General features: G+C 50.5%; 21 protein-coding genes, 1 pseudogene and 1 other annotated feature (1 of these 23 only partly in view). Of the genes and pseudogenes, 18 read left to right on the forward strand and 4 right to left on the reverse strand.

From position 1 onward, the window contains the following. Positions 1-76, reverse strand: a sequence feature (His leader region) (it extends 46 nt beyond the left edge of the window). Continuing rightward, the gene (gene hisL, locus KP22_RS22320; RefSeq protein WP_106389040.1) at positions 52-99 is read right to left on the reverse strand and encodes a his operon leader peptide; all 48 of its coding nucleotides are present in this window, start codon (positions 97-99) and stop codon (positions 52-54) included. (Overlaps the previous feature by 25 nt.) A 278-nt stretch (positions 100-377) precedes the next feature. Here hisL and KP22_RS03235 point away from each other — a divergent pair, with 278 nt between their 5' ends. Next, the gene (locus KP22_RS03235) at positions 378-1,205 is read left to right on the forward strand and encodes an SDR family oxidoreductase (RefSeq protein ID WP_039322335.1); all 828 of its coding nucleotides are present in this window, start codon (positions 378-380) and stop codon (positions 1,203-1,205) included. A gap of 8 nt (positions 1,206-1,213) precedes the next feature. Here KP22_RS03235 and KP22_RS03240 read toward each other — a convergent pair. Then, positions 1,214-1,905: pseudogene (locus KP22_RS03240) on the reverse strand (response regulator). A gap of 158 nt (positions 1,906-2,063) precedes the next feature. On the opposite strand from KP22_RS03240, the gene citX reads away from it, so the two are divergent. The 5 genes from citX to KP22_RS03265 all read left to right on the forward strand — a co-directional run bounded on the left by citX (position 2,064) and on the right by KP22_RS03265 (position 6,545). Continuing rightward, positions 2,064-2,561, forward strand: coding sequence for a citrate lyase holo-[acyl-carrier protein] synthase (gene citX / locus KP22_RS03245; protein ID WP_039322338.1), 498 nt, complete (start codon positions 2,064-2,066; stop codon positions 2,559-2,561). Further along, entirely contained in the window at positions 2,539-3,399 is an 861-nt protein-coding gene (gene citG / locus KP22_RS03250) for a triphosphoribosyl-dephospho-CoA synthase CitG (RefSeq protein WP_039322341.1), read from the forward strand. The genes citX and citG overlap by 23 nt, the downstream gene beginning before the upstream one ends. A 377-nt stretch (positions 3,400-3,776) precedes the next feature. Next, the gene (locus KP22_RS03255; RefSeq protein WP_039301107.1) at positions 3,777-4,532 is read left to right on the forward strand and encodes a flagellar brake protein; all 756 of its coding nucleotides are present in this window, start codon (positions 3,777-3,779) and stop codon (positions 4,530-4,532) included. A gap of 410 nt (positions 4,533-4,942) precedes the next feature. After that, the gene (locus tag KP22_RS03260) at positions 4,943-5,185 is read left to right on the forward strand and encodes a hypothetical protein (protein WP_039322344.1); all 243 of its coding nucleotides are present in this window, start codon (positions 4,943-4,945) and stop codon (positions 5,183-5,185) included. Continuing rightward, positions 5,175-6,545: an APC family permease gene (locus KP22_RS03265; RefSeq protein ID WP_039300609.1), complete on the forward strand. Its 1,371-nt coding sequence runs from the start codon at positions 5,175-5,177 to the stop codon at positions 6,543-6,545. The genes KP22_RS03260 and KP22_RS03265 overlap by 11 nt, the downstream gene beginning before the upstream one ends. Before the next feature lie 61 nt (positions 6,546-6,606). Here the strand turns inward: KP22_RS03265 and sbcB are convergent, their stop codons facing one another. Next, positions 6,607-8,034: an exodeoxyribonuclease I gene (gene sbcB, locus KP22_RS03270; protein ID WP_039322346.1), complete on the reverse strand. Its 1,428-nt coding sequence runs from the start codon at positions 8,032-8,034 to the stop codon at positions 6,607-6,609. 281 nt (positions 8,035-8,315) lie between these two features. On the opposite strand from sbcB, the gene KP22_RS03275 reads away from it, so the two are divergent. The 12 genes from KP22_RS03275 to KP22_RS03330 all read left to right on the forward strand — a co-directional run bounded on the left by KP22_RS03275 (position 8,316) and on the right by KP22_RS03330 (position 21,908). Beyond that, positions 8,316-9,266, forward strand: coding sequence for a siderophore ABC transporter substrate-binding protein (locus KP22_RS03275; protein WP_039322349.1), 951 nt, complete (start codon positions 8,316-8,318; stop codon positions 9,264-9,266). A gap of 21 nt (positions 9,267-9,287) precedes the next feature. Beyond that, on the forward strand, positions 9,288-10,250 hold the full coding sequence (locus tag KP22_RS03280; protein ID WP_039322352.1) for an ABC transporter permease: 963 nt from the start codon (positions 9,288-9,290) through the stop codon (positions 10,248-10,250). Continuing rightward, positions 10,237-11,244 carry an iron chelate uptake ABC transporter family permease subunit gene (locus tag KP22_RS03285; protein WP_039300601.1) on the forward strand — a complete coding sequence of 336 codons (1,008 nt, stop codon included), beginning with the start codon at positions 10,237-10,239 and terminating at the stop codon, positions 11,242-11,244. The genes KP22_RS03280 and KP22_RS03285 overlap by 14 nt, the downstream gene beginning before the upstream one ends. Next, complete coding sequence (locus tag KP22_RS03290; protein ID WP_039300599.1) at positions 11,241-11,999, forward strand: iron ABC transporter ATP-binding protein; 759 nt, start codon at positions 11,241-11,243, stop codon at positions 11,997-11,999. Before KP22_RS03285 ends, KP22_RS03290 begins: the two co-directional genes overlap by 4 nt. 183 nt (positions 12,000-12,182) lie before the next feature. Beyond that, positions 12,183-12,500 (forward strand): PTS system regulator TmaR, encoded by a 318-nt coding sequence (gene tmaR / locus KP22_RS03295; protein ID WP_039300597.1) that lies wholly within the window; start codon positions 12,183-12,185, stop codon positions 12,498-12,500. A 294-nt stretch (positions 12,501-12,794) separates the two neighbouring features. Further along, positions 12,795-15,068 carry a ComEC family protein gene (locus tag KP22_RS03300; RefSeq protein ID WP_039300593.1) on the forward strand — a complete coding sequence of 758 codons (2,274 nt, stop codon included), beginning with the start codon at positions 12,795-12,797 and terminating at the stop codon, positions 15,066-15,068. Between the two features lie 37 nt (positions 15,069-15,105). Then, entirely contained in the window at positions 15,106-16,854 is a 1,749-nt protein-coding gene (gene msbA, locus KP22_RS03305; protein ID WP_039301104.1) for a lipid A ABC transporter ATP-binding protein/permease MsbA, read from the forward strand. After that, positions 16,851-17,852, forward strand: a complete 1,002-nt coding sequence (lpxK, locus tag KP22_RS03310; protein WP_039322354.1) for a tetraacyldisaccharide 4'-kinase — start codon at positions 16,851-16,853, stop codon at positions 17,850-17,852. Before msbA ends, lpxK begins: the two co-directional genes overlap by 4 nt. Positions 17,853-18,145: 293 nt before the next feature. Continuing rightward, positions 18,146-18,328: a Trm112 family protein gene (locus KP22_RS03315; RefSeq protein WP_005967647.1), complete on the forward strand. Its 183-nt coding sequence runs from the start codon at positions 18,146-18,148 to the stop codon at positions 18,326-18,328. After that, positions 18,325-19,077: a 3-deoxy-manno-octulosonate cytidylyltransferase gene (gene kdsB / locus KP22_RS03320; RefSeq protein WP_039300587.1), complete on the forward strand. Its 753-nt coding sequence runs from the start codon at positions 18,325-18,327 to the stop codon at positions 19,075-19,077. The genes KP22_RS03315 and kdsB overlap by 4 nt, the downstream gene beginning before the upstream one ends. Before the next feature lie 299 nt (positions 19,078-19,376). Beyond that, positions 19,377-20,690: a pectate lyase PelN gene (gene pelN / locus KP22_RS03325; RefSeq protein ID WP_039322356.1), complete on the forward strand. Its 1,314-nt coding sequence runs from the start codon at positions 19,377-19,379 to the stop codon at positions 20,688-20,690. A 324-nt stretch (positions 20,691-21,014) separates the two neighbouring features. After that, positions 21,015-21,908: a YcbJ family phosphotransferase gene (locus KP22_RS03330; RefSeq protein WP_039300581.1), complete on the forward strand. Its 894-nt coding sequence runs from the start codon at positions 21,015-21,017 to the stop codon at positions 21,906-21,908. Here KP22_RS03330 and elyC read toward each other — a convergent pair. Then, positions 21,860-22,708 carry an envelope biogenesis factor ElyC gene (gene elyC / locus KP22_RS03335; RefSeq protein WP_039322358.1) on the reverse strand — a complete coding sequence of 283 codons (849 nt, stop codon included), beginning with the start codon at positions 22,706-22,708 and terminating at the stop codon, positions 21,860-21,862. The two genes, KP22_RS03330 and elyC, sit on opposite strands and share 49 nt — an antisense overlap. Between the last annotated feature and the right edge of the window lie 73 nt (positions 22,709-22,781).

The raw sequence follows: 22,781 nt of genomic DNA on the forward strand, positions 1-22,781 counted from the left end.
TCTGCGCCACTGGAAGATCTTAACGTCTTCCAGCACCAACTGCCCGAAAGACTAATCAGGATGATGGTGATGATGGTGGTTAAACAGAACGCGTGTCATAAAATGTCTCTTTGTTATATCAGTGTTTATTAAATCAGTAACGATTTATCTGTCGAATAACCTAAACCATGTGCGGGCTATTGTGCAACATTTTTTTAGCAGATATAGGAAGTTCGTTTTAGTCGGGCAATAGGCCAGCATAATCGCGCTGGATATCGGCTCTTAATAGGCAGAAAAGCCTGCTGAAATCGGACAGGCTCTATAGCGATGGAGGTAAAAGCCGTTTACTCTGTTGACGAAGGTGTTAATAACAGACTCCTTGCAGGGGAGAGCGGAAGATGAAAAAAGTATCGATTGTTGGATTAGGCTGGCTGGGTATGCCGCTGGCTCTGGCGCTGAATGGACACGGTTACCACGTGACGGGAACCAAAACCACTCAGGATGGCGTTGAGGCGGCGCGGATGAGCGGAATTGAGTGCTATCAACTGACTCTGACGCCTGAGCTGGAATGTGATGCTGATGAGCTTAGCGCATTACTACAGGTTGATGTATTAATCGTGACGTTACCCGCGAGCCGAACGGCGGAAGGGGGCGAAGGGTATATGCAAGCGGTACAGCAGTTGGTGAATATGGCGCGCGTGTTTCATGTTCCGCGCATTATCTTCACCAGTTCAACCTCGGTCTATGGCGATAGCGACGGTACAGTAAAAGAAACCTCACCGCTACAGCCGACGACGGTAGCAGGGAAGACGCTGGTATCCCTCGAACAGTGGTTGCAGCATTTACCCAATATCTCTGTCGATATCCTGCGTCTTGCTGGGCTAGTTGGTGGCGATCGCCATCCCGGTCGTTTCCTGGCGGGTAAAACCAATCTGCCGCGTGGCAATCATGGCGTGAATCTGGTGCATCAGGAAGATGTGCTGGCGGCGATCCTATTGCTGCTGAAACTACCCAACGGTGGGCATATCTATAATCTGTGCGCGACAGACCATCCAGCCAGACAGGATTTTTATCCTGAACAGGCGCGCAGATTACTCGTGTCTCCGCCGCAGTTTGCACCCGTGACCGAGAGTTCTCAGGGCCGAATTGTTGATGGACAGCGCATCTGCCATGAGCTTGGGTTTGACTATCAGTATCCTAATCCCTCGACAATGCCGTTGAACTGACTCAGTGGCTATTTTTTGTAGTATAGCCAGCGTGGATGACCAATCTTTCCGTAACGCATTTCGATATCGAGGAACTGATTTTCAACGCAGAACTCAAGATAGCGGCGCGCTGTGGTTTTACTGAGCCCGGTTTTTTCTACGATATCATCGACAGAATAGAGCGTATCGCCCCATCGCTGGCAAAAATCTGTTTGATCAGCCCTAGTGTGTTCTCCTCAATTCCTTTTGTGGATGATGAGGAAGCCGTGCCGGACGATTGTAGCTGGTAGAGAATATCGACATTCTGCTGATCGACAATTTTGTACGTGTGTTGGGTTTTCACGAATTGAATAAAACGCTCCAGCGAAGAGCGCAGCCGCGGATAGGAAAGCGGCTTGATGATGTACTCAAAGGCCCCGCAGCGAATCGCCTGAGCGCAGGTATTCATATCGCTGGCGGCGGTAATAAAGATAACGGAACAGTCCATTCCTTTAAGTAGTTGGCTTTCAATCAACGACACCCCTTCGCCGTCAGGCAAATAGTTATCCAGCAGAATGAGTCGCGGTTTGTGCTACTGAAGAAGTTTTTTGGCTTCAAAAAGTGTAGCGGCAATCCCTACGACACGCAGATTGAAATGTTTTTCAATAAATTCAGCATGAATATTGGCCAGCTTACTTTCACCTTCAACGATTAAGACATCGAAATGTTCAGTGTGCTGCATGGTGTGAATTCCTGTTATTATCTGAAATATAAAATAAAATATTGCGCCCGTTATCCCCATCATATATCAAGCTGTCGATGCGTTGCTCAACATGCGGCAACCCAAAGTATTGGGGTGATAGTGGTATAAATAGGGAAAATATGCTGCCATTCGGCTGATTGGCCGAAACTTCAACGATTCCCTGCGCAGTTCGCCAGCAAGAATGGCTTGTTCGGCACGGTGCGACGCTGGTGTCGCTGACGCTGGCCACTCCGGGGACGGTAAAAGATAGTGAAAGCTATCGGCAGGTGATGGCGGAAGCCGTCAAGGCATTCACCTTGTTGTGTCAAACGCGCGGCTGGACGGTGCTGGAGCAGCAAACATTTTGGCTGGCAACAGGAGCGGAAGGGCTGTGGGCAATCACCAAGGATGCGCTGTCGGTGAAAGTGGCGACTATTGTGTTGGAAGATAACCACGAACTGGGGCGGCTATGGGATTTCGACATCTTCAGCCCAGAAGAAGGATCGATTGGTCGAACCATGCTGGCGCACAGCGGACGCACCTGTTTATTGTGCGATCAGATGGCACACGCCTGTAGTCGTTCACGTCGTCATTCACTGCCCGAGCTGCTCGAGCACATTGAGGACAAGGTCAATGCCTACTTTACGCCAGCCTGACGGTGTACGGTCGCTCGCGGCCTCTCGTTCCGCCGTCAGTGAGTATCGTGAACATGACCCGTTACCCGATATCGACCAGCGAGTGGCGCACGCGCTGACGATGGAAGTCATGTTGACGCCGAAGCCTGGATTGGTGGATCGCGCTAATAACGGCTCTCATCGCGATATGGATGTTGCACTATTTCAGACCAGTATTCAGGCCATTTCTTCCTGGTTTCGACATTTTACGGATGCCGGTTATCAGCATGCTAGCGCGCCGCTCGCGCAGCTGTTGTCAGCGACGAAAGGCGTGAATACTCACAAAGGTGGAATTTTCGCGTTTGGGCTGCTGTGTACCGCGGCTGGTTGGTTGGCAGGGCGGGGAGAACGAGTGACGCAGCGTAGCCTGTGCGACAGCGTTGCTGCCATGTGTCACGATTTGGTGCGTAATGAGCTGGCGACGTGCTCTGGAGCCGCAACGGCGGGTGAGCATCTCTATCAGCGCCATGGCCTAACGGGCGCGCGAGGAGAGGCCGCTAGCGGTTTCAATACCGTATGCCAGCATGCCTTGCCCGCTTTACAGCGGGCTATTGCTGCTGGCATGGACGACGAAACGGTGTTATTGCAGACGCTGCTGGTATTGATGGCCTACAATCCTGACACCAACGTCGTTTCACGCGGCGGAATGGACGGATTAGCGTTTGTGCAAGATTACGCACGAAGATTGTTGACGGGGCCGCTGGATCGCCAGGCGCTGAGAGAGATGGACGACGCGCTGATTGCCAGAAACCTTAGCCCGGGCGGCAGCGCCGATTTACTGGCCTTAACCTGGCTGCTGTATCACTATCCTGTTGAATAGCTGGCTGGTCATCGCGATGACTCGCGTAGATAATTTTCATTATTCGATTGTGCTTTAACACTTTCCCGGTTATTCCGCTAAAGTTATTGAGAAAATTGCCGATATCGTTTTCACCAACTTATACTCTAAATAATTTGAGTTACGTGTGTGCTGGTTAGTCAAATTCGCTCACGACGAATTTATTCTTCGCTTACCACCTTGTTGTAATTCGAATTATTTAGGGTAGGTATCATTCTGTTTCAGGGACTCCGAATTATCGTTTCAATATGCAGCCAATGCAGTGGCATCGTGTTGGCACACATGGGACTTGAAAGATAACGGAGAGGCATGCATCAATATAAGCCATTGACACATAATCCATGTAAATAATGGTGGGGATGAAAGCGGTGAATGAAAATTTGAAAGAGCAGTTTGTTAAGCGCAATAAACTGGCTATCTGTGCAACGCTACGCGAATTAAAGAAGAATGATACGTCTCTGATGGTCCATCATTCTCACGGACAGTTCATTAGTAAAATTCTTGACGTCGTACCCGATAACAACCTGTTTGTCTTCGATTTAGGCGGCATTGAGCGTGAAAATAGCCGCGCGCTGTATGCGGGCGCGTTGTCTTTCATTGCCGAGCCTGCTGGCGCGAAAGTTGAATTCAATGCTGAAATTGCGAAAACGGTGAATTACGACGGGCTGCCTGCCTTTAGCGCGCAGATTCCTGAACTCCTTTATCTTATCCAGCGCAGAACCTATTTCCGCATTAATACGCCACTGTGGCCACCGTTGACCTGCCGTGGCGAGCTGCCGGATGACAGTGTTTTTACGTTCACCATTAAAGATCTCTCTCTGGGTGGGTTGAGCCTGTATACCGACCGCGATACCACCGGGCTGTTGACCGAAGGCGACATCATTAAAAGTGTGGAAATGGATCTTGCTGATCACGGCTTTTTCTGCGTTGATTTACAGTTCGTCGGCCAGGCAATGGTGAAGATCGTCGATAACAAAGGCGAATTGAAACTGACGCAGCGTTTGAGCTTCAAATTCCCTTCACTGAATGCGACACAGGAACGGGATCTACAGCAGGTTATTTTTGAGCTGGAAAGATTACAAAACGAAAAGAAAAAGCGGTTTCAGGAGTTGTAATTTTTAAATGCAACCCTTTGTTTGGACTTCACACATAACAGCAACGTTTTTCATTACGAGTATTAACGTATCGCCCGACTTATTTACCTACAAGTAATGCGAAAGCCCGCGTACAGGCGGCTTGAAGTATCACGGGGCTAAATAAATTGTTTCCAACGTTCTCAGAGCCTTGTCAGATGAGATCGTCTGGTGCAGAATACGCGCCTTGCAAATAACCGACGTCTAAAAGCGTCGGTTATTTTTTTACATTTATGCTCGTCATACTTCAGGTTGCAGAGGTATTGGTGTGGTTCTTACCTTCTCTCTGTGGCTCAGGTTTGCTGGGTATAGGGTCTTCAACGAAAGAGGCCGGACAACGATCCGGATAGATAATTTTGTGTGTGCCTGTGAGCACAGTGAGGAAAGGAAAGATGGGGCAATTAACACGTTTCGCACCGGTGCCCGCCGGTTTGTGCTGCAATGGTATTGGTTATGGCGCGACGCAGTCGCAAGTTATCTCTGGTGCTATTACAGCCACCTCTTCTCATCGTGATTCAGGCGAGTCCTGTATCCACTCTCTTATTTTCAGTACGTCTGAGTATGACGGTAGTGCGTTCGCAGAAAATAATGCCGCGTCTGCCGTGATGAACGGAGGTGTGCGTCATGTCGCTTGATACTCATCTGCCTCATGCCGGCGCAAAACGTACTCAGCTCAAAAGAACGCTCACGCTGTGGCCCGTTGTCATGATGGGGCTGGCGTATATGCAGCCGATGACCATTTTTGATACCTTTGGTATCGTGTCTGGCCTGACCGACGGCCATGTGGCTACTGCTTATGCGTTTGCGCTGGTCGCCATTCTGTTCACAGCGCTGAGCTATGGCAAATTGGTAAAGCGTTTCCCGTCTGCCGGTTCAGCTTATACCTACGCGCAAAAAGCGATCAGTCCACACGTTGGATTTATGGTCGGTTGGTCGTCACTGTTGGACTATCTGTTCATGCCGATGATCAACATCCTGCTGGCGAAAATCTATCTGGAAGCGATTTTCCCCGGCGTGCCGTCATGGATTTTTGTGGCGGCGCTGGTCGGGCTGATGACGCTGTTTAACCTGCGTGGCATCAATCTGGTTGCCAACCTGAACTCCATTATCGTGGTGGTGCAGGTTGCTATCATGGCGGTGTTCCTGGGGCTGGTGATTCACGGTGTTTATTTGGGTGAAGGTGCCGGTACGCTGACCAGTACGCGTCCGTTCTGGTCCGATAACGCCCACGTTGTGCCCATGATCACTGGGGCAACCATTCTCTGCTTCTCGTTTCTGGGTTTTGACGGCATCAGCTCGCTGTCGGAAGAAACACAGGATGCAGGTCGGGTGATTCCAAAAGCTATCTTCCTGACGGCACTGATCGGCGGCGTGATCTTTGTTGCCGTGGCGTATTTCCTGCAACTGTATTTCCCGGATATCTCGCGCTTTAAAGAGCCGGACGCGTCTCAGCCAGAAATTATGCTGTATGTCGCGGGTAAATTCTTCCAGTCCGTCATTCTGGTGTTCTCCTGTGTCACGGTGCTGGCATCGGGTATGGCTGCACATGCGGGCGTGTCTCGCCTGATGTATGTGATGGGGCGTGATGGCGTGTTCCCGGAGCGTTTCTTCGGCTACATCCACCCGAAATGGCGTACGCCGTCTTTGAACGTCCTGCTAGTTGGCGTGATTGCACTGTCTGCGGTTTCGTTCGATCTGGTGACGGCCACTGCGCTGATTAACTTCGGTGCGCTGGTGGCATTTACCTTCGTGAACCTGTCGGTGATTTCACAGTTCTATATTCGTGAACGCCGTAACCGTACCGTGAAAGACACCATTAACTTCCTCGTGCTGCCTGTGATGGGCGCGTTGACAGTAGGTGCGCTGTGGGTCAATCTGGAAGCCAGTTCGATGACGCTGGGTCTGGTGTGGGCAACGATCGGATTGTTATATCTGGCATTTGTGACGCGCAGTTTCCGTCAGCCTGTACCGCAATGTAGTGAAGAGCCTGTGTAAGTCAATTGATGGCTTATGTATGAAAAAAAGCGGAGCCAACGAGCTCCGCTTTTTTTATGTCTTATCCCACCAGTTCCTGCGCATAGGCGTAAAGCGCTTTGAGCTGCGTCATCTTCTCTTTATCGTCTTCATGACGCTGATACAGGTCGCTGAGTTCTGACAGGTAGGACTGCAAGCGTTCCGGCGTAAATATCGCACGCCGATGTTGCAGCCAGCGCTGTTGCTCGCGGTCATCCAGCGTACCGGGGAAATTGCGAGCGCGGTAACGGAAGAACAGAGGTTCCAGACGATTATCGGCAAACGTGAGATCTAACGCAGGGAGATTCTGCGGTGCGGTCTCCTGAATAATTTTCATCGCCATGCGGTCGGCATCGCCAAAGAAACCATCATAAAGCCGTAAATCGACATCATCAGACGCGGCGAAAGCGGGAGCGTCGGCAAACAACTCCACCACTTTTTCCCTGACGTCCGCGTTGTTGCGCAGCAGCGCCAGATTATCCAGACAACGTTGACGGTCAACGCCCAACCTTGCCGCATCTTCTGGCCGTAACGTGTTGGCGGGCGCCAATACCGGACACTTATTTATGTGCACCAACTTGAGCGGAACCGCGCTCTGGTTGGCTTCCAGCGCATCCCGACGGGTATATAACCGCTCACGCAATGCTTCGCTACCCAACTCCAGCAGCGGTGTCATATCACCAGCCAAATCGCACATGATGACCGCATTACGGTTATCCGGGTGCCAGGCGAGCGGCACAACCCAACTGGTGTTGCTCCGCGCCGCGCCAAACATGCCGGAGACGTGAACAAGCGGCTTCATTTGCGGGATATCAATTAACGCGGAAACCTTGTTTTTATTACGCAGTGGGAACAGATACTCAAACAGCTTGGGCTGCGCCTGCTTAAACAGCTTCGCCATCGCAATGGTGGCATAAACGTCGGACATTGCATCGTGCGCCTGCTCGTGCGAGATGCCGTTGGCCTTTGTCAGGTGTTCAAGGCGAAAACTGGGCAAGCCGTCATCATTTTCTGGCCAAACGATGCCTTCCGGTCGCAGGGCATAGCAGGCACGCAGCGCATCCAACAAATCCCAGCGAGAATTACCGTTTTGCCAGCTATAGGCGTAAGGATCGTAGAAGTTACGATAGAAAATATTACGGCTGACTTCATCATCAAAGCGGATGTTGTTGTAGCCCATGATGCAGGTGCCAGGCACGCTGAATGCGTCGTGGATCTGACGGGCGAACTCCGCTTCATTGACGCCTTTCGCCAATGCGATCTGCGGAGTGATTCCGGTGATCATCACCGCTTCTGGTTCCGGCAGGTAATCATCGGTCGGGCGACAATAAATAACTAACGGCTCACCGATAATATTGAAATCCATATCGGTACGGACACCCGCAAACTGCGCGGGGCGGTCGCGCGCTGGGTGCTTGCCGAATGTCTCGTAATCATGAATGAAAAAAGTGGGTTGTGTTTTATCGGCCATATATGCAGTTAGCTACGTGTACGCGCTGAGCCTGAAGTTAGGCAAAACAGACTGGAAAGCAGAAAGGATACCATCGAATCGACTTTTCTGCGGTGCTTTCCTGATTTACATCACTTCCCTGACTTACATCAATAGGAAGGGAGACATAATCACTAGGCATGCGTATGTCCATTCGGTTACAATTTTCGCTTTAATGCGAATGATAATTAAATTCTTTATTGCCTCGTAGATGACTCTGTGAGGCGTATTCGGCAACAAACAGCGAAATGGAGAACACACTTATGCGGTTAAATGCAGCGTTTGCAGTGAAGGCGACGTTATTGGCATCTATGTTTGTCCTGGCTGGCTGCGATCAGCAGGCATCGTCTTCAGAAGGAAGTCACACGGTAAGCATTGAGCATGCGCAGGGAACCACACAGGTTCCGCAGCCGCCGCAGAAAGTGATTGTATTTGATCCCGCTGTGCTGGATACCCTGGACGCGTTGAAAGCCGAAGGGATTGCTGGCGTACCAAAAAGCAGCACGCCGCTGCCTGCATTTTTATCAAAATATAACAGCGATAATTACCTGAATGCAGGGACGCTGTTTGAACCCGCCTATGAAGCGCTCAGCAGTGCTAAACCCGACCTGATTATTGCTGGTGGACGTACGCGTGATGCCTACGACAAGCTGAGCGCTATTGCACCAACGATCTCGATGGATGTAGATGAACACCAGTTTATGGCGAGCTTTACCCAGCGTATCGAGCAACTGGGTACGATCTTCGGCAAAGAAGATGAAGCGAAAAAACAGATAGATGACTTTAAGCGACAGATCGTCCAAACGCGCGCCAAAACAGAAAACGCCGGCAATGCGCTGGTATTGATGATCAGCGGTGGAAAAATGTCTGCCTACGGTCCTAAATCGCGCTTTGGTTTCATGTTTGATGAACTGGGCTTTAAACCCGCGACCGAATTCCCTGAATCCGGGCGTCATGGCAACGTGGTTACCTCCGAATTTTTGCTGAGCGTGAACCCGGAGTGGCTGTTTATTCTTGACCGTGATAGCGCGATTGGTCGCCCAGGTGGAGAATCTGCCCAACAGGTGCTGGATAACCCACTGATTCATAAAACCAACGCCTGGAAAAATAATCACGTGGTCTATCTGGATTCTGCATCGCTGTATATCGCTGGGGGGCTGCAAAGCTACAAAAACCTCGTGAGCACTGTCAGCGACGCGTTGGATAAGAAATAACGGCAGATTACGGCAGAATCAATGAAGTCTTTTTACTATTTACTGGGCCTTTTGTTTCTGGCCGGCATGATCGTTGTCAGCCTGTTTGTTGGGGCTGGGCACTTAAACATGCAGGCCGTCTGGAACGACCCAGACATGCGCGATATTTTCTTTATCAGCCGCGTTCCTCGCACTCTGGCTTTGCTGCTGGCTGGCAGCGCCATGAGTGTTGCCGGTCTTATCATGCAACTGCTGACGCAAAACCGTTTTGTCGAGCCGTCTCTGGCGGGAACCACACAGTCGGCCAGCCTTGGCCTGCTGGTGGTGATGATTGTCGTGCCTGGTGCGACAATCATCACCAAAATGGTGGTGGCGAGCCTGTTTGCGTTGGCGGGCACCTTCCTGTTCATGATGCTGCTACAGCGGATTGTGCTGAAATCTGCACTAGTAGTGCCGCTGGTCGGCATTATGCTGGGCGCGGTTATCAGTTCAATCACCACGTTTGGCGCGATGTATTTTGATCTGTTACAGGCGCTGGGCAGTTGGGAATCAGGTGATTTTTCCGGTGTCTTGCAGGGGCGCTACGAGCTGCTCTGGCTGGTTGGCGTGTTAACGCTGGTCGCCTGCTGGATTGCTGACCGTTTCACCGTTGCAGGCATGGGGCGCGAATTTTCCGTCAATGTCGGTCTTAACTATCGGCAGGTGATGTTGATGGGGCTAAGCATTATTGCTGTCGTCAGTGGTGTTGTAGTGGTGGTGGTCGGTAGCCTACCCTTTATCGGACTGATTGTGCCGAACCTGATCAGCATGATGCTGGGGGATAATGTGCGCAAAACGATTCCGTGGGTATGCCTGCTCGGCGGCGGTCTGGTGCTGTGCTGCGACATTATCAGCCGCGTGATTCGTTATCCTTTCGAGATTCCGGTGAGCGTGATTCTCGGCGTCATTGGCGCTGCCGTTTTCCTTCTCTTATTGCTAAGCCAGAAACGCCATGTCAGTCAATGAACGTAATACGGTGCTGACCGATGCTGTCAGCGAAAAACGGGCGGGATTATCGCCAGTCCAGCGATTGTTGTGGCTGACGGGTGTGGCTGTCGTGGTGATTGTGCTATTTATGACCATCAATCTAGGCAGCAACTTACGCTACATTTTGACGCACCGTGGGCTGATGCTGACGACGATGTTACTGGTGGCTTTTGCGGCCAGTGCATCGACCGTACTATTCCAAACGGTGACGAATAATCGGGTGCTGACGCCATCGATTATGGGGTTTGAAGCCCTGTTTATCCTGATTCAAACGTCACTGGTATTTACTTTCGGCATCGGCGGTATTCCGGGGCTGGGTATTGAGGGCAAATTTGTTCTTGAGACACTGCTGCTTATCCTTTTCTCCGCGCTGCTGTATCGCTGGCTGTTTACCGGCAGTCGCAATAATCTGCATCTGGTCTTGCTGGTCGGCATTATCTGCGGCACGTTGTTTCGCAGCATGGCGGGCTTGATGCAGCGCCTTTTGACCCCCGGCGAGTTCGCAATCTTGCAGGGGAGGATGTTTGCCACTTTCACCCGCACTGTCCCCGAACTGGTTGCACTGTCTGTCGTGATTACGCTGGTGGTTGCCGTGGTGATCTGGCGTATGCGCTTTCGCTTTGATGTGCTGGCGCTGGGGCGTAATAACGCGATTAATCTTGGCATCGACTACAAACGCAGCGTCACGGTCATTCTGCTGCTGGTTTCTGTGCTGGTTGCCATTTCAACGGCATTAGTCGGTCCGCTTACCTTCTTAGGCTTTATGGTCGCAAACCTGGCCTATTTGGTCATCGGTTCCAGCCAGCATCGCCTGTTGCTGCCCGCGGCTTTCCTGCTGGGTGTTATTTCACTGGTTGGTGGACAACTTGTGCTTGAGCATCTGCTGGATATGTCTGGAGCGCTGTCGGTCGTTATCGAATTTGTGGGTGGGTCGCTGTTTATTGTGTTGCTACTGAAAAAGGTTTCCGTGTGATTGAGATCGGCAATGTAACTAAAACGTATAATAACGTGACAGTATTGAACAATGTCACGGCGACGGTGCCTCGTGGTGGCGTTACGTCGATTATCGGCCCAAATGGTGCAGGGAAGTCGACATTGTTGTCCATTATCAGTCGCCTGCTGGAAGCCGATCGCGGGCAGGTAAAAGTTAATGGCATGGATGTGATGACAACGCCAAGCGATAAGCTGGCGACGTGTTTGTCTGTGCTACGGCAGGAGAATCAGTTTACCAGCCGCTTAACGGTGGCAGAACTGGTGGGTTTTGGGCGCTATCCTTATACCAAAGGGCGTCTGAACGCTGACGATCGTGAACGCATCAGCGCTGCGTTGGCTTTTCTCAACCTGACTGAGTTGAAAGATCGGTTTTTAGATGAGCTTTCCGGTGGTCAACGTCAGCGAGCCTATGTCGCGATGGTTTTGTGTCAGGACACAGAATATGTGTTGCTGGACGAGCCGTTGAATAATCTGGATATGAAACACGCCGTAGCGATGATGAAGCAAATTCGCCGTGCGGCCGATGAGTTAGGTAAAACCATCGTACTGGTTATTCACGATATCAACTTTGCTTCCGCCTATTCAGACTACATTATTGCGATGCGCAAAGGGCAAATTATCTATACGGGAAAACCGGAAGACATCATGGTGTCCGATGTGCTGGAAGATATTTTCGATACGGAAGTGGCTATTGAAGAGGTTCATAACCAGCGCATCGCAGTATATTACCGCTAAACACCTGTCATACTTCAAGCTAACGTACGTGCAACTCGAATTATTTAGGGTATTTTGGTGACAGAGTATCCGCTTGGCGTTGTATTAGCGCAAAGGGCGTAAGCACCGCTTGAAAGACGTTGGGTATAACCTGTATGGTAAATGCATAAAGAATTTATGTATGACTTAAGGTAAGGGCTAAAGATGGATAAGGACACTAAGCCGTGTTTCCAGGATGTACTGGAATTCGTGCGCATGTTTCGTCGTAAAAACAAGCTTCAGCGTGAAATTGTCGACAACGAAAAGAAAATTCGTGATAACCAGAAGCGCGTTCTGCTGCTGGATAACCTGAGCGAATATCTTAAACCTGGCATGTCCATTGAGGACGTGCAAAATATCATCGCCAGCATGCGCGGTGATTATGAAGACCGCGTCGATGACTACATCATCAAGAACGCCGATCTGTCGAAAGAACGCCGTGAGCTGTCTAAAAAGCTGAAAACGATGGGTGAAGTTAAGTAACCCAACACACTGTTTTCTACCATGAAAGGATCGCTTCGGCGGTCCTTTTTCTTTTGATTTTAATCGCCTCATATCCCGCTTTTTCTGCCCAACCCATTTTTCAACTGTGGCTGCATTGAACGCCTGAAAAACTGGAGTCCAGATCGCGCGCTGAATGTCACTTTATGCAATGTAGCCATTTTATTGCGAAGCGTTTTCCTACCTGAGTTTTCTGTTCTGTTGCATTAGTTTGGGTTACTGCAACATCCCATAGCGAACCACAGGGAGAGGGAAGGTGCATCATGGTAATAAACGATGTCGGTAAATAGTCTGGCGTGGGCGGGCGTGCTCGGCATCCTACCTCTGCTTTTTTTACCGCAGATCCCCGTGTCGACGCTATTGTGGTGGGGAGTTGTACTGTCTACCTGCGTGATATCCGTGGGATATCGTCATGCGGGAATACGTTTTGTGGCGCTTGTTACGGTGAGTTTTTGCTGGGCATTATTAAATGCGCAAACTCTGTTGTTGCAAATTGAGCGCATCACGCAGGATTCGGTTCACGCAGTCGTGACGATCAGCAGTATACGATTCAGTGAACACAGTGAAGCGTCGCTCACCGTTCGGTTGGAAGAAGTCAATCAGCAGCGGATATTCCCTCCGCTATATGCCCAACTGATCTTATCACCTGCTATGGAAAACTGGTGCGGTGGCCAACGTTGGGCAATCACTGCCAATTTTCGCCCCATCCATAGTCGACTAAATGAAGGTGGGTTTGATAGTCAACGTTGGGCAGTAGCCAAGCGACAACCGCTATCGGGTCGTGTACTAACGGCAAACGTACTTGATGGCCGCTGTGATTTTCGCCAGCGCACGATTACGCAGGCAGAACAGCAGGTTCAAGGGTTGCCTTGGCGTTCTATTTTACTGGCGCTGACGTTTGGTGAGATGAAAACGGTTAGTACAGAACTTAAAGCGTTACTCCAGAATACCGGAACGATGCACCTGATGGCGATCTCTGGTCTCCATATCGTGCTCGCGGGTCTGGTTGGTTGGGGAATGGCTCGGGGCTTACAGTATGGCTTTCCTGTAACGTGGATTAGCTATCGTTTCCCATTATTGATGAGCGCTGTGGCTGCATGGGGATATGTCTGGCTGGCAGGGGGGAATCCTCCTGCTGTGCGATCTGCGCTGGCACTTAGCGTATGGGTTTGTCTAAAAGTACGGAGCGTTAACTGCTCAGCATGGCAGGTTTGGCTATGGTGCGTCGCGTTGATTCTGGTCAGCGATCCGCTGAGCGTGCTGTCAGACAGCTTTTGGCTATCTTGTCTGGCGGTGGCATCACTGATTTTCTGGTTTCAATGGGCGCCGCTTCCTCATCGGCTACAGATACAGAAACGCTGGTTCTGGCTGCGTTGGATCCACCTGCAAACGGGAATTACGCTGCTATTGGTGCCTCTGCAACTGCATATTTTCCATGGTTTTAGCGCCACCTCTCTGCCCGCAAATCTTTGGGCTGTACCTTTGGTATCCTTCGTTACCACGCCACTCATTTTGCTCGCATTGAGCACTATCGCGTTCGCACCGCTGAGTGAGATTTTATGGTGGTTAGCAGATATTTCGCTACGTGGGGTATTCGCACCGTTGACTTACCTACAGACGGGATGGATTTATCTTGATGCTTCTCTGCTGCTAGCGAGCATCGCGGGATGGGGCGCTGTTGTGGTATGGCGTTTTAGCTGGTGGCGAACTTATCCCGCGAGTGTTGGCATTCTGATTCTGGTTTTATTGGTTTTTCGCATAAAGCGTGATGAGCCAGATTGGCGGGTGGATATGCTGGATGTTGGCCACGGTCTGGCAATTGTAATCGAACAGCGTGGTAAGGCAGTGCTATACGATACAGGAAACCGTTGGGAAGGTGGCGACATGGCGACGCGAGAAATCCTACCTTATCTACGATGGCGAGGTGTGGACGTAGAAAACATTATCCTGAGCCACAGCCATATGGATCATATCGGGGGGCTGGAGACACTACAGACGGTTTACCCTAAAGCAGCGATATATAGCGCAATAAAATCTATAAATCATCGGCCTTGCCTGCGTGGAGAGCATTGGCGCTGGCAGGGTCTTACCTTTACTGTCCTATGGCCGTTAGCGCTCGTCGAACGCGCGGAAAATAACGACTCCTGCGTTATCCGCGTTGATGATGGAAAATATCGTGTCTTATTGACTGGCGATCTGGAGGCTGATGCAGAAAAAGCGTTGATAAAGTTAGAGCGCAGTGCGCTGCATGCGAATTTGTTACAAATCCCTCACCATGGCAGTAAGACTTCATCGTCACCTCCCTTTATTCGTGCGGTTAATGCTGAGTTGGCAATGGCCTCTACGGCACGCTATAACCCGTGGCGGCTGCCTGCAATAAAGATTGTTGAGCGATATCGGCAATATGGTTACTCATGGCAGGATACTGCGTCATTCGGACAGCTAAGTGCTCGCTTTTTCAGCGATTCATGGCATGTTCTACGGTTCAGGGATCACATATCGCCTCGTTGGTATCATCAGTGGTTTGGCGTAAAGCGGTATAATGAGTAAAATGGTCGGCTATTTCTTCCCAATTCAGGTTCACTACATGCTGAATGATAAAGATCTCTCCACCTGGCAGACCTTTCGCCGCCTATGGCCGATGATCTCTCCTTTTAAGGCAGGACTAATTGCTGCTGCAATCGCACTTATTATTAACGCAGCTGGCGATACATTGATGCTCTCGCTGTTAAAACCCTTGCTGGATGAAGGATTCGGCAAAGCGGAACGCTCTGTATTGCTCTGGATGCCATTGGTTGTCATTGGGTTGATGCTAGTAAGAGGGCTCTCTGGATTTGTCTCCAGCTACTGTGTTGCCTGGGTTTCTGGCAAAGTAGTGATGAATATGCGTCGTCGCCTCTTCTCCCACATCATGGGGATGCCGGTCGCATTCTTCGATCAACAGTCAACAGGAACGCTGTTATCCCGTATCACCTATGATTCTGAGCAGGTTGCAGCTTCGTCATCTGGCGCGTTGATTACCGTTGTCAGAGAAGGTGCCTCAATTATCGGCCTGTTTATTCTGATGTTCTACTACAGTTGGCAATTGTCCATCATTCTGATTGTGATTGCGCCAATTGTATCGATCGCCATGCGCGTGGTGTCCAAACGGTTCCGCAGTATCAGTAAAAACATGCAAGATACGATGGGACATGTGACTACCAGCACGGAGCAAATGCTTAAAGGCCATAAAGAAGTACTGATGTTTGGTGGCCAGAGCGTTGAAACTAAACGTTTTGATCAGGTTAGTAACCGGATGCGCCATCAGGGCATGAAAATGGTGTCTGCCTCATCCATTTCCGATCCTATCATTCAGTTGATTGCATCACTGGCGCTAGCATTTGTTCTTTATGCTGCGAGCTTCCCCAGCGTGATGGAGACGTTGACTGCCGGGACGATCACGGTGGTGTTCTCTTCCATGATCGCGCTGATGCGTCCGTTAAAATCACTGACTAACGTTAATGCACAGTTCCAGCGCGGTATGGCCGCGTGCCAGACGCTGTTCGCCATTCTTGACATGGAACAGGAGCGTGACACCGGTAAACTGGAAATCGAACGGGCGAAAGGTGAACTTGAATTCCGTCAGGTGAACTTCGCTTATCCGGCGAGAGAAAATCTGGCACTGAAGAATATCAATCTGCATATTCCCGTGGGTAAGACGGTAGCCTTGGTTGGCCGCTCTGGGTCAGGTAAATCAACGATTGCCAGTTTGATCACGCGTTTCTACGATATTCAGTCGGGTGAAATTTTGCTTGATGGTCATGATTTACGCGAGTATCGCCTGTCTTCCTTACGCAATCAGGTGGCATTGGTTTCTCAAAATGTCCATCTGTTCAACGATACGATAGCGAACAATATTGCTTATGCACGTAATGAGCACTACAGCCGTGAGGAAATTGAGCGTGCGGCGACAATGGCGTATGCGATGGACTTCATCAATAAGATGGATCACGGCTTGGATACGGTCATTGGTGAAAACGGCGTGATGCTTTCAGGCGGACAGCGGCAGCGTATTGCGATTGCCCGAGCGTTACTGCGTGATAGCCCGATTCTGATATTGGATGAGGCTACGTCGGCGCTGGATACGGAATCTGAACGCGCGATTCAGGCGGCCTTAGACGAACTGCAAAAAGATCGTACTGCACTGGTGATTGCCCACCGTCTTTCCACGATAGAAAAAGCGGATGAGATTCTGGTGGTTGAAGATGGCAGAATCATTGAACGAGGCGATCATATTGCGTTACTTGCAGCTAATGGTGCCTATGCTCAGCTACATAAAATGCAGTTTGGCGAATGATTGAGCGTATCTGGTCCGGGCAATCACGGCTCTATTGGCTGTTACTACCGCTTTCGTGGTTGTACGGACTCATCACTTTTCTGATCCGCCAGTTTTATCGACTCGGGTGGCGGAAAAGCTGGCGCTCTCCTGTTCCCATCGTAGTCGTAGGCAATTTGACGGCAGGCGGCAATGGGAAAACACCCGTCGTCATTTGGCTTGTCGAACAGTTGCTGCGTAGGGGGTATCGTGTCGGCGTGGTATCACGTGGTTACGGTGGGAAAGCTGAATGTTATCCTCTGCTGCTTGATGAATCGGTCACGACGGCGCAGGCTGGCGATGAGCCGGTGCTGATTTTTCAACGTACCAGAGCGCCTGTTGCGGTAGCCCCTCGTCGCGCAGAAGCTGTGAGCGCATTATTGGCACGGTACACGCTAGATGTGGTGATCACCGACGATGGATTACAGCATTATGCGTTGGCAAGAGATATCGAACTGGTTGTGATTGACGGAATGCGGCGTTTTGGCAATGGATGGTGGCTGCCCGCGGGGCCGATGCGGGAAAGAGAAAGTCGCCTGGCGTCGGTGGATGCCGTCATTGTTAATGGTGGCACGGCGCGAGCCAACGAGATAGGTATGGCATTAACAGCGGGTATGGCGGTTAACTTACTTTCCGGTGAGTCACGACCGTTGAGTCAGTTGCATGATGTCGTTGCGATGGCTGGCATCGGACATCCCCCGCGTTTTTTTGCTACGCTGCGCGACGCTGGCGTTAGCATTGCGCGCGAGGTCGCCTTTGCCGATCACCAACCGTATCAGCCAGAACAGCTCAACTCACTGACTCAGAATGCGATACAGCCGCTGCTGATGACGGAAAAAGATGCCGTAAAATGTAAGGCATTTGCTCAGGATAACTGGTGGTATCTGCCCGTCGATGCCGTGTTAGCTGAGCCGTTCGGCACGCAATTGCTCGATAAACTGGAAAATGTGCTTCATCGGAATACGGGGAGCAGAGCATAAATTGCTCTGCTACCACGGTTTCAGATATCCCTCGTGGATATCACCTTATTAGATCGCTGCTGTAGCGAGAAAGAACATGCCGGTCATCGATCGGCCCATAACGTTGGCAAATCTTTCGCAGAATGAAAACGGTGATGATGGGATAGAAGAGCAAAGCGTTTGCGCCATGGATGGCGCAATCCGAGCGTACAGGGATGTATTTACAGCGTCTTTACGATCTACCCATCATCATCGTCTAGCGGACTTTGTCAGCACCCTCAGCCGGTCATCGATCGGCCAAAGATGGAGGAAGCATGGATCACCGTTTACTTGAGATTGTTGCCTGTCCTGTTTGTAATGGTCGGCTGTATTTTAATAAAGAGAAACTGGAGCTGATATGCAAGGTCGATGGGTTGGCCTATCCAGTTCGTGATGGTATTCCCGTGCTGCTGGAAAACGAGGCGCGTAAACTTGGGGCTGACGAGATAACACAATGACCTTTACTGTGATCATCCCCGCGCGCTTTTCGTCAAGCCGACTGCCGGGTAAACCGCTGGCGGATATCAACGGCAAACCGATGGTCGTTCATGTGATGGAACGGGCACAGGAATCAGGTGCACAGCGCGTCATTGTTGCCACCGATCATCCTGATGTCGAGGTCGCCGTGCGGCAAGCCGGTGGTGAAGTGTGTCTGACTCGCGCCGACCATAATTCTGGCACCGAGCGGCTGGCTGAAGTCATCGAGCGCTATGGTTTTACCGATGATGACATCATTGTTAACGTTCAAGGTGATGAACCACTCATTCCTTCCGTTATCATTCGTCAGGTTGCGGAAAACCTCGCAGCCAGTAAAGCAGGCATGGCGACACTGGCCGTGCCGATTGAAACCAGCGAAGAAGCCTTCAACCCGAATGCCGTAAAAGTGGTGACCGACGCTGAGGGATACGCGCTGTATTTTTCCCGAGCGACGATTCCCTGGGACAGAGAGCGTTTTGCTCAGTCTAAGGAAACCATTGGCGATCATTTTCTGCGCCATATCGGCATTTATGCCTACCGTGCGGGTTTTGTTCGTCGTTATGTCACATGGGCCCCGAGCCAACTGGAGCAAATCGAATTGCTGGAACAACTGCGTGTGCTGTGGTACGGCGAGAAGATTCATGTTGCGGTCGCTAAAGCGGTTCCTAGCGTCGGCGTTGATACGCCAGATGATCTGGCCCGTGTGCGACAAGTCATGGCGGGTGAGTAAAACGTACCACAGCAACCTGCTATGAGTATTTCATGGGGTGTCTATTCTTGACGGAATGAAAGCCCCATGAAATTTTTCTTAGTATCACTATTTCATTTTAAATTGTTTAGCAATTATTGAGATAAACATTCTTAAATTTTCTCAAACTACGCTGTATCGCTTTATTTATGCAGATCATGCATTCCCGTCCTGAATAAAACCGCCGAGAGCGGAACTTTTATTTTTAAATTTAAATGCTACTATCAATTTGCCATGTTTTCGCATGGCATTTTTTTATTTCAACTAAGGATGGTAATGATATGAATGCTAAACGTTATATAACAAAAATTTTTCTCGGCGGTATGTTAATGAGTGCTGCTGCAAGCGGCAGTGCGGCGGTTTATTACATGGCACCTAACGGCGATGACGCGAGTAACGGCAGTAAAAACTCGCCCTGGAAAACGATCGATCGCGCACAGAAAACGTTAAATGCTGGTGACCGCCTGTGGATCCGTGGCGGGAAATACGTATTTACCAAGGGATTGAACGTCTGTACTACTCGCACTGATGTAGTGAATGCGGTCACGCTGAGTAAGAGCGGTACAGAAGGTAAGCGCATCGAGTATTGGGCGTCTAGCGGAGAAGTACCAGTTTTTGATTTCAGCCAGATGCAGGACGATTGCCGGGTCAAAGGGTTCAACGTGGTTGCCGATTGGGTTTCCGTGAAAGGATTGGAAATAACCGGTGTTCCGCAACGTAATAACCTTAATCATGAATCCTGGGGCGTGTGGAACAGGGGTAGCAATAATATATTCGAGCAATTGAATATCCACCATATTATGGGTACCGGCCTGTTCATCCAGCGCGGGGGAAATAACCTGGTATTGAATAGCGACTCTCACCATAATTACGATCCACTGACATCGAATGGTGCGGGGCAAAGCGGAGATGGCTTCGGTGCGCATATCCCTGCTAATCAGCCAGGTAATATTTTCCGTGGTTGCCGCGCATGGTCAAATTCGGATGACGGTTTCGATTTAATTAATGCTTATTCTCCGGTGCTGATTGAAAACTCCTGGGCCTGGTCGCACGGTTATCTACCAGGGACGACACAGTCGCTGGCGGCGGGTAATGGGAATGGTTTTAAAATTGGTGGCTACGGTGGCGTTTATGTGGCGAATGCGGTGAAACATACCGTGCGTAACTCAGTTGCCTTTTTAAATAAGGCAGCTGGTTTTTATGCTAACCACCATCCGGTAGCGAATGATTTCTTTAATAACACTGGCTATAAAAATAACCCGAACTTTAATATCCGCGGTATTGATGCAAGCGGAAAAGCGATTGGTCTGGGCACGCTGCGCAACAACGTTTCTCACGGCGGTAAAGACCTGTCGTTCTCCGACGGGGCCAATATGCGCTATAACTCGTGGGATCTGAAAATTACGGTATCAGATGCTGACTTCGAGAGTGTCTCCGTGACCGGATGGGACGCACCGCGTAAGGCAGACGGCAGCTTGCCAGTACTGAAGAGCTTGCATCTTGCTTCGGGTAGCGCGCTGATCAACAAAGGTGGGAATGTTAAACTGCCTTACAAAGGTTCGGCTCCAGACCTGGGGGCTTTTGAACGCCAATAATGATTGCGTGTTAGTATACTACCCGTCACTCACGATATCCCCTGCTGACGTACAGGGGATATCGTTGCAATCACCTCGGCAGGGAGTGTTCCCTGTCGTCATTGATCTCCGTTTATACTCTAAATAATTCAAGTTTCAGGCAGGCGGCAAGAGAAGGAGTCCCGATGAGCTTACATAGGTAAGTGATTCGGGTGAGTGAACGCAGCCAACGTACATGCAACTTGAAGTATGACGAGTATATTTGATCTGCGTTGAAGTATTTGTCGTCTGCTCGCCGCATCATAATGAGTGGAGCTATTTGGCTCAACTAAGGTATAGCCGTTTATGGAACAGTTGAAATCGGAACTTAGTACGGTTTTGGGGGAAAGTCTCAGCCGACTTGAGCGTATAAGCGAACAGCCCTATGCGGATCTGTATGCCTTGTATGATAAAGAAGGTAATGCGATTCCTTTATTGGCCAAAAGTTATGTTTGCCAGGGTGTGGCGCAACAGGAAGCCTACAAACTTTCGATGCTGGCGCGTGAAGGCGATGTCCGTCTGCCAACCGTTTATGGGCTGGTGGTGACACAACAGAAGCCTTATCGGGAACTGCTGCTGATTGAACGCCTGCGCGGTGTGTCGGTGGAGGCTCCACCAAGAAATGGCCAGCGCTGGACGCTGCTAATGGATCAAATTGTTGAGAACGTATTGGCCTGGCATCGAATTGATAGCCATGGCTGCGTGGGATCCGTGGACAGCACACAGGACAATGATTGGTTCAGTTGGTATCAACAGCGTCTGGAAGTGCTCTGGTCTACGTTGCTTAATGTTAATGCGCCACAGCTTACACAACAGGATCGTACCCTGCTTTATCGCTCGCGCCAGTGTTTAGAAAGGCTGTTTGAGGATTTTGAGGATGGCTGCGTGTTAGTACACGGCAATCTTTCTTTGCGCAGTATGTTGAAGGATGCGCGTAGCGACCAGCTATTAGCGATGATTAATCCGGGAATGATGCTGTGGGCACCCAGAGAGTATGAACTCTTTCGTCTTTGCGAATCTGGCATGCCGGAGCAACTGCTTTACCACTACCTCAAGCAAGCGCCGGTATCTGAATCCTTCGTCTACCGACGCTGGCTCTATGTCATTTGGGAAGCCGTATCCCGTTATATCCATACCGGACAGTTAGACCGTCAGCTATTTGATGTGGCTTCCCGCGAGCTGTCTCCCTGGCTGGAGTGAGTCGATGGCTGTTGTGCGTCGTGCGCTACTCCCGTGGTCTCTTTTAGTAACTGCCAGAGGCGGCCGAGCGTTTCATACCAGGCTCGCTCGCTGTGGGATAAATAGTAAGCGGAAGGGAACACTTTCTCCCATGGGTTGAGCGCAGACGTGATCGCCATCTGATTCGCCGGAGCAGGAATCGGTGTCAGCCCCTGAGCTTGAAAAAAGCGAATGGCGCGAGGCAGGTGGTTAGCCGAGGTCACGAGCAGGAAAGGGCGATCGCCAACAATTTTAGCGGTTTCTGCTGCTTCTTCTTCCGTATCTCTTGGTGTATCCAGAATGACGATGTCCTGCCGGGGAATACCTAAACTTTCTGCTACCAGCGCCGCTGTTTTTGCACTACTGACAGGGTTACCTTGTGCCGCACCGCCGGTAAAAATCAATGTTGAGCCGGGGTTAGCATGATAAAGGCGAATGCCTTCTGTGACGCGCGGGAGGCTGTTGCTGATGAGATTGGAGCTGGGTGCCCATTCCGCGTTAAAGGTATATCCCCCGCCTAACACGACGATATAGTCGATTTTGCTCGCCTGCGGCGTCTGTTGCCAGGTTGGATACTGTGATTCCAGTGGTAATAACAGCCGGTCGGCAACAGGTTGCAGACTGAGTAGAATAAGCATCAGCCAACTGGCTAATATTAGCGTTTTTCCCGAGCGCTGCCGCTGGGTGCACCAGAGCAACAACAGGCCAACACCCATCAAAAGTAATAGCAATGGCAGGGGTTGTAGAAGGCCACCGACGAACTTTTTGAGTGTGAAAAGCATAAAATCGCGTTCCTTTTGAGTGAAAAAACCGCATCCGGGAAGATATCATGCGGTAAGGCCATTTATTCTAAGC

It is taken from the genome of Pectobacterium betavasculorum (assembly GCF_000749845.1).
Classification (GTDB): Bacteria; Pseudomonadota; Gammaproteobacteria; order Enterobacterales; family Enterobacteriaceae; genus Pectobacterium; species Pectobacterium betavasculorum.

What these genes read in the sequence shown, in the direction of transcription:
- KP22_RS03235 (WP_039322335.1), top strand. Translation starts at nt 378, where the DNA reads ATGAAAAAAGTATCGATTGTTGGATTAGGCTGGCTGGGTATGCCGCTG.
- citG (WP_039322341.1), top strand. Translation starts at nt 2,539, where the DNA reads ATGCCTACTTTACGCCAGCCTGACGGTGTACGGTCGCTCGCGGCCTCT.
- KP22_RS03255 (WP_039301107.1), top strand. Translation starts at nt 3,777, where the DNA reads ATGAAAGCGGTGAATGAAAATTTGAAAGAGCAGTTTGTTAAGCGCAAT.
- KP22_RS03260 (WP_039322344.1), top strand. Translation starts at nt 4,943, where the DNA reads ATGGGGCAATTAACACGTTTCGCACCGGTGCCCGCCGGTTTGTGCTGC.
- KP22_RS03265 (WP_039300609.1), top strand. Translation starts at nt 5,175, where the DNA reads ATGTCGCTTGATACTCATCTGCCTCATGCCGGCGCAAAACGTACTCAG.
- sbcB (WP_039322346.1), bottom strand. Translation starts at nt 8,034, where the DNA reads ATGGCCGATAAAACACAACCCACTTTTTTCATTCATGATTACGAGACA.
- KP22_RS03275 (WP_039322349.1), top strand. Translation starts at nt 8,316, where the DNA reads ATGCGGTTAAATGCAGCGTTTGCAGTGAAGGCGACGTTATTGGCATCT.
- KP22_RS03280 (WP_039322352.1), top strand. Translation starts at nt 9,288, where the DNA reads ATGAAGTCTTTTTACTATTTACTGGGCCTTTTGTTTCTGGCCGGCATG.
- KP22_RS03285 (WP_039300601.1), top strand. Translation starts at nt 10,237, where the DNA reads ATGTCAGTCAATGAACGTAATACGGTGCTGACCGATGCTGTCAGCGAA.
- tmaR (WP_039300597.1), top strand. Translation starts at nt 12,183, where the DNA reads ATGGATAAGGACACTAAGCCGTGTTTCCAGGATGTACTGGAATTCGTG.
- KP22_RS03300 (WP_039300593.1), top strand. Translation starts at nt 12,795, where the DNA reads ATGTCGGTAAATAGTCTGGCGTGGGCGGGCGTGCTCGGCATCCTACCT.
- msbA (WP_039301104.1), top strand. Translation starts at nt 15,106, where the DNA reads ATGCTGAATGATAAAGATCTCTCCACCTGGCAGACCTTTCGCCGCCTA.
- lpxK (WP_039322354.1), top strand. Translation starts at nt 16,851, where the DNA reads ATGATTGAGCGTATCTGGTCCGGGCAATCACGGCTCTATTGGCTGTTA.
- KP22_RS03315 (WP_005967647.1), top strand. Translation starts at nt 18,146, where the DNA reads ATGGATCACCGTTTACTTGAGATTGTTGCCTGTCCTGTTTGTAATGGT.
- kdsB (WP_039300587.1), top strand. Translation starts at nt 18,325, where the DNA reads ATGACCTTTACTGTGATCATCCCCGCGCGCTTTTCGTCAAGCCGACTG.
- pelN (WP_039322356.1), top strand. Translation starts at nt 19,377, where the DNA reads ATGAATGCTAAACGTTATATAACAAAAATTTTTCTCGGCGGTATGTTA.
- KP22_RS03330 (WP_039300581.1), top strand. Translation starts at nt 21,015, where the DNA reads ATGGAACAGTTGAAATCGGAACTTAGTACGGTTTTGGGGGAAAGTCTC.
- elyC (WP_039322358.1), bottom strand. Translation starts at nt 22,708, where the DNA reads ATGCTTTTCACACTCAAAAAGTTCGTCGGTGGCCTTCTACAACCCCTG.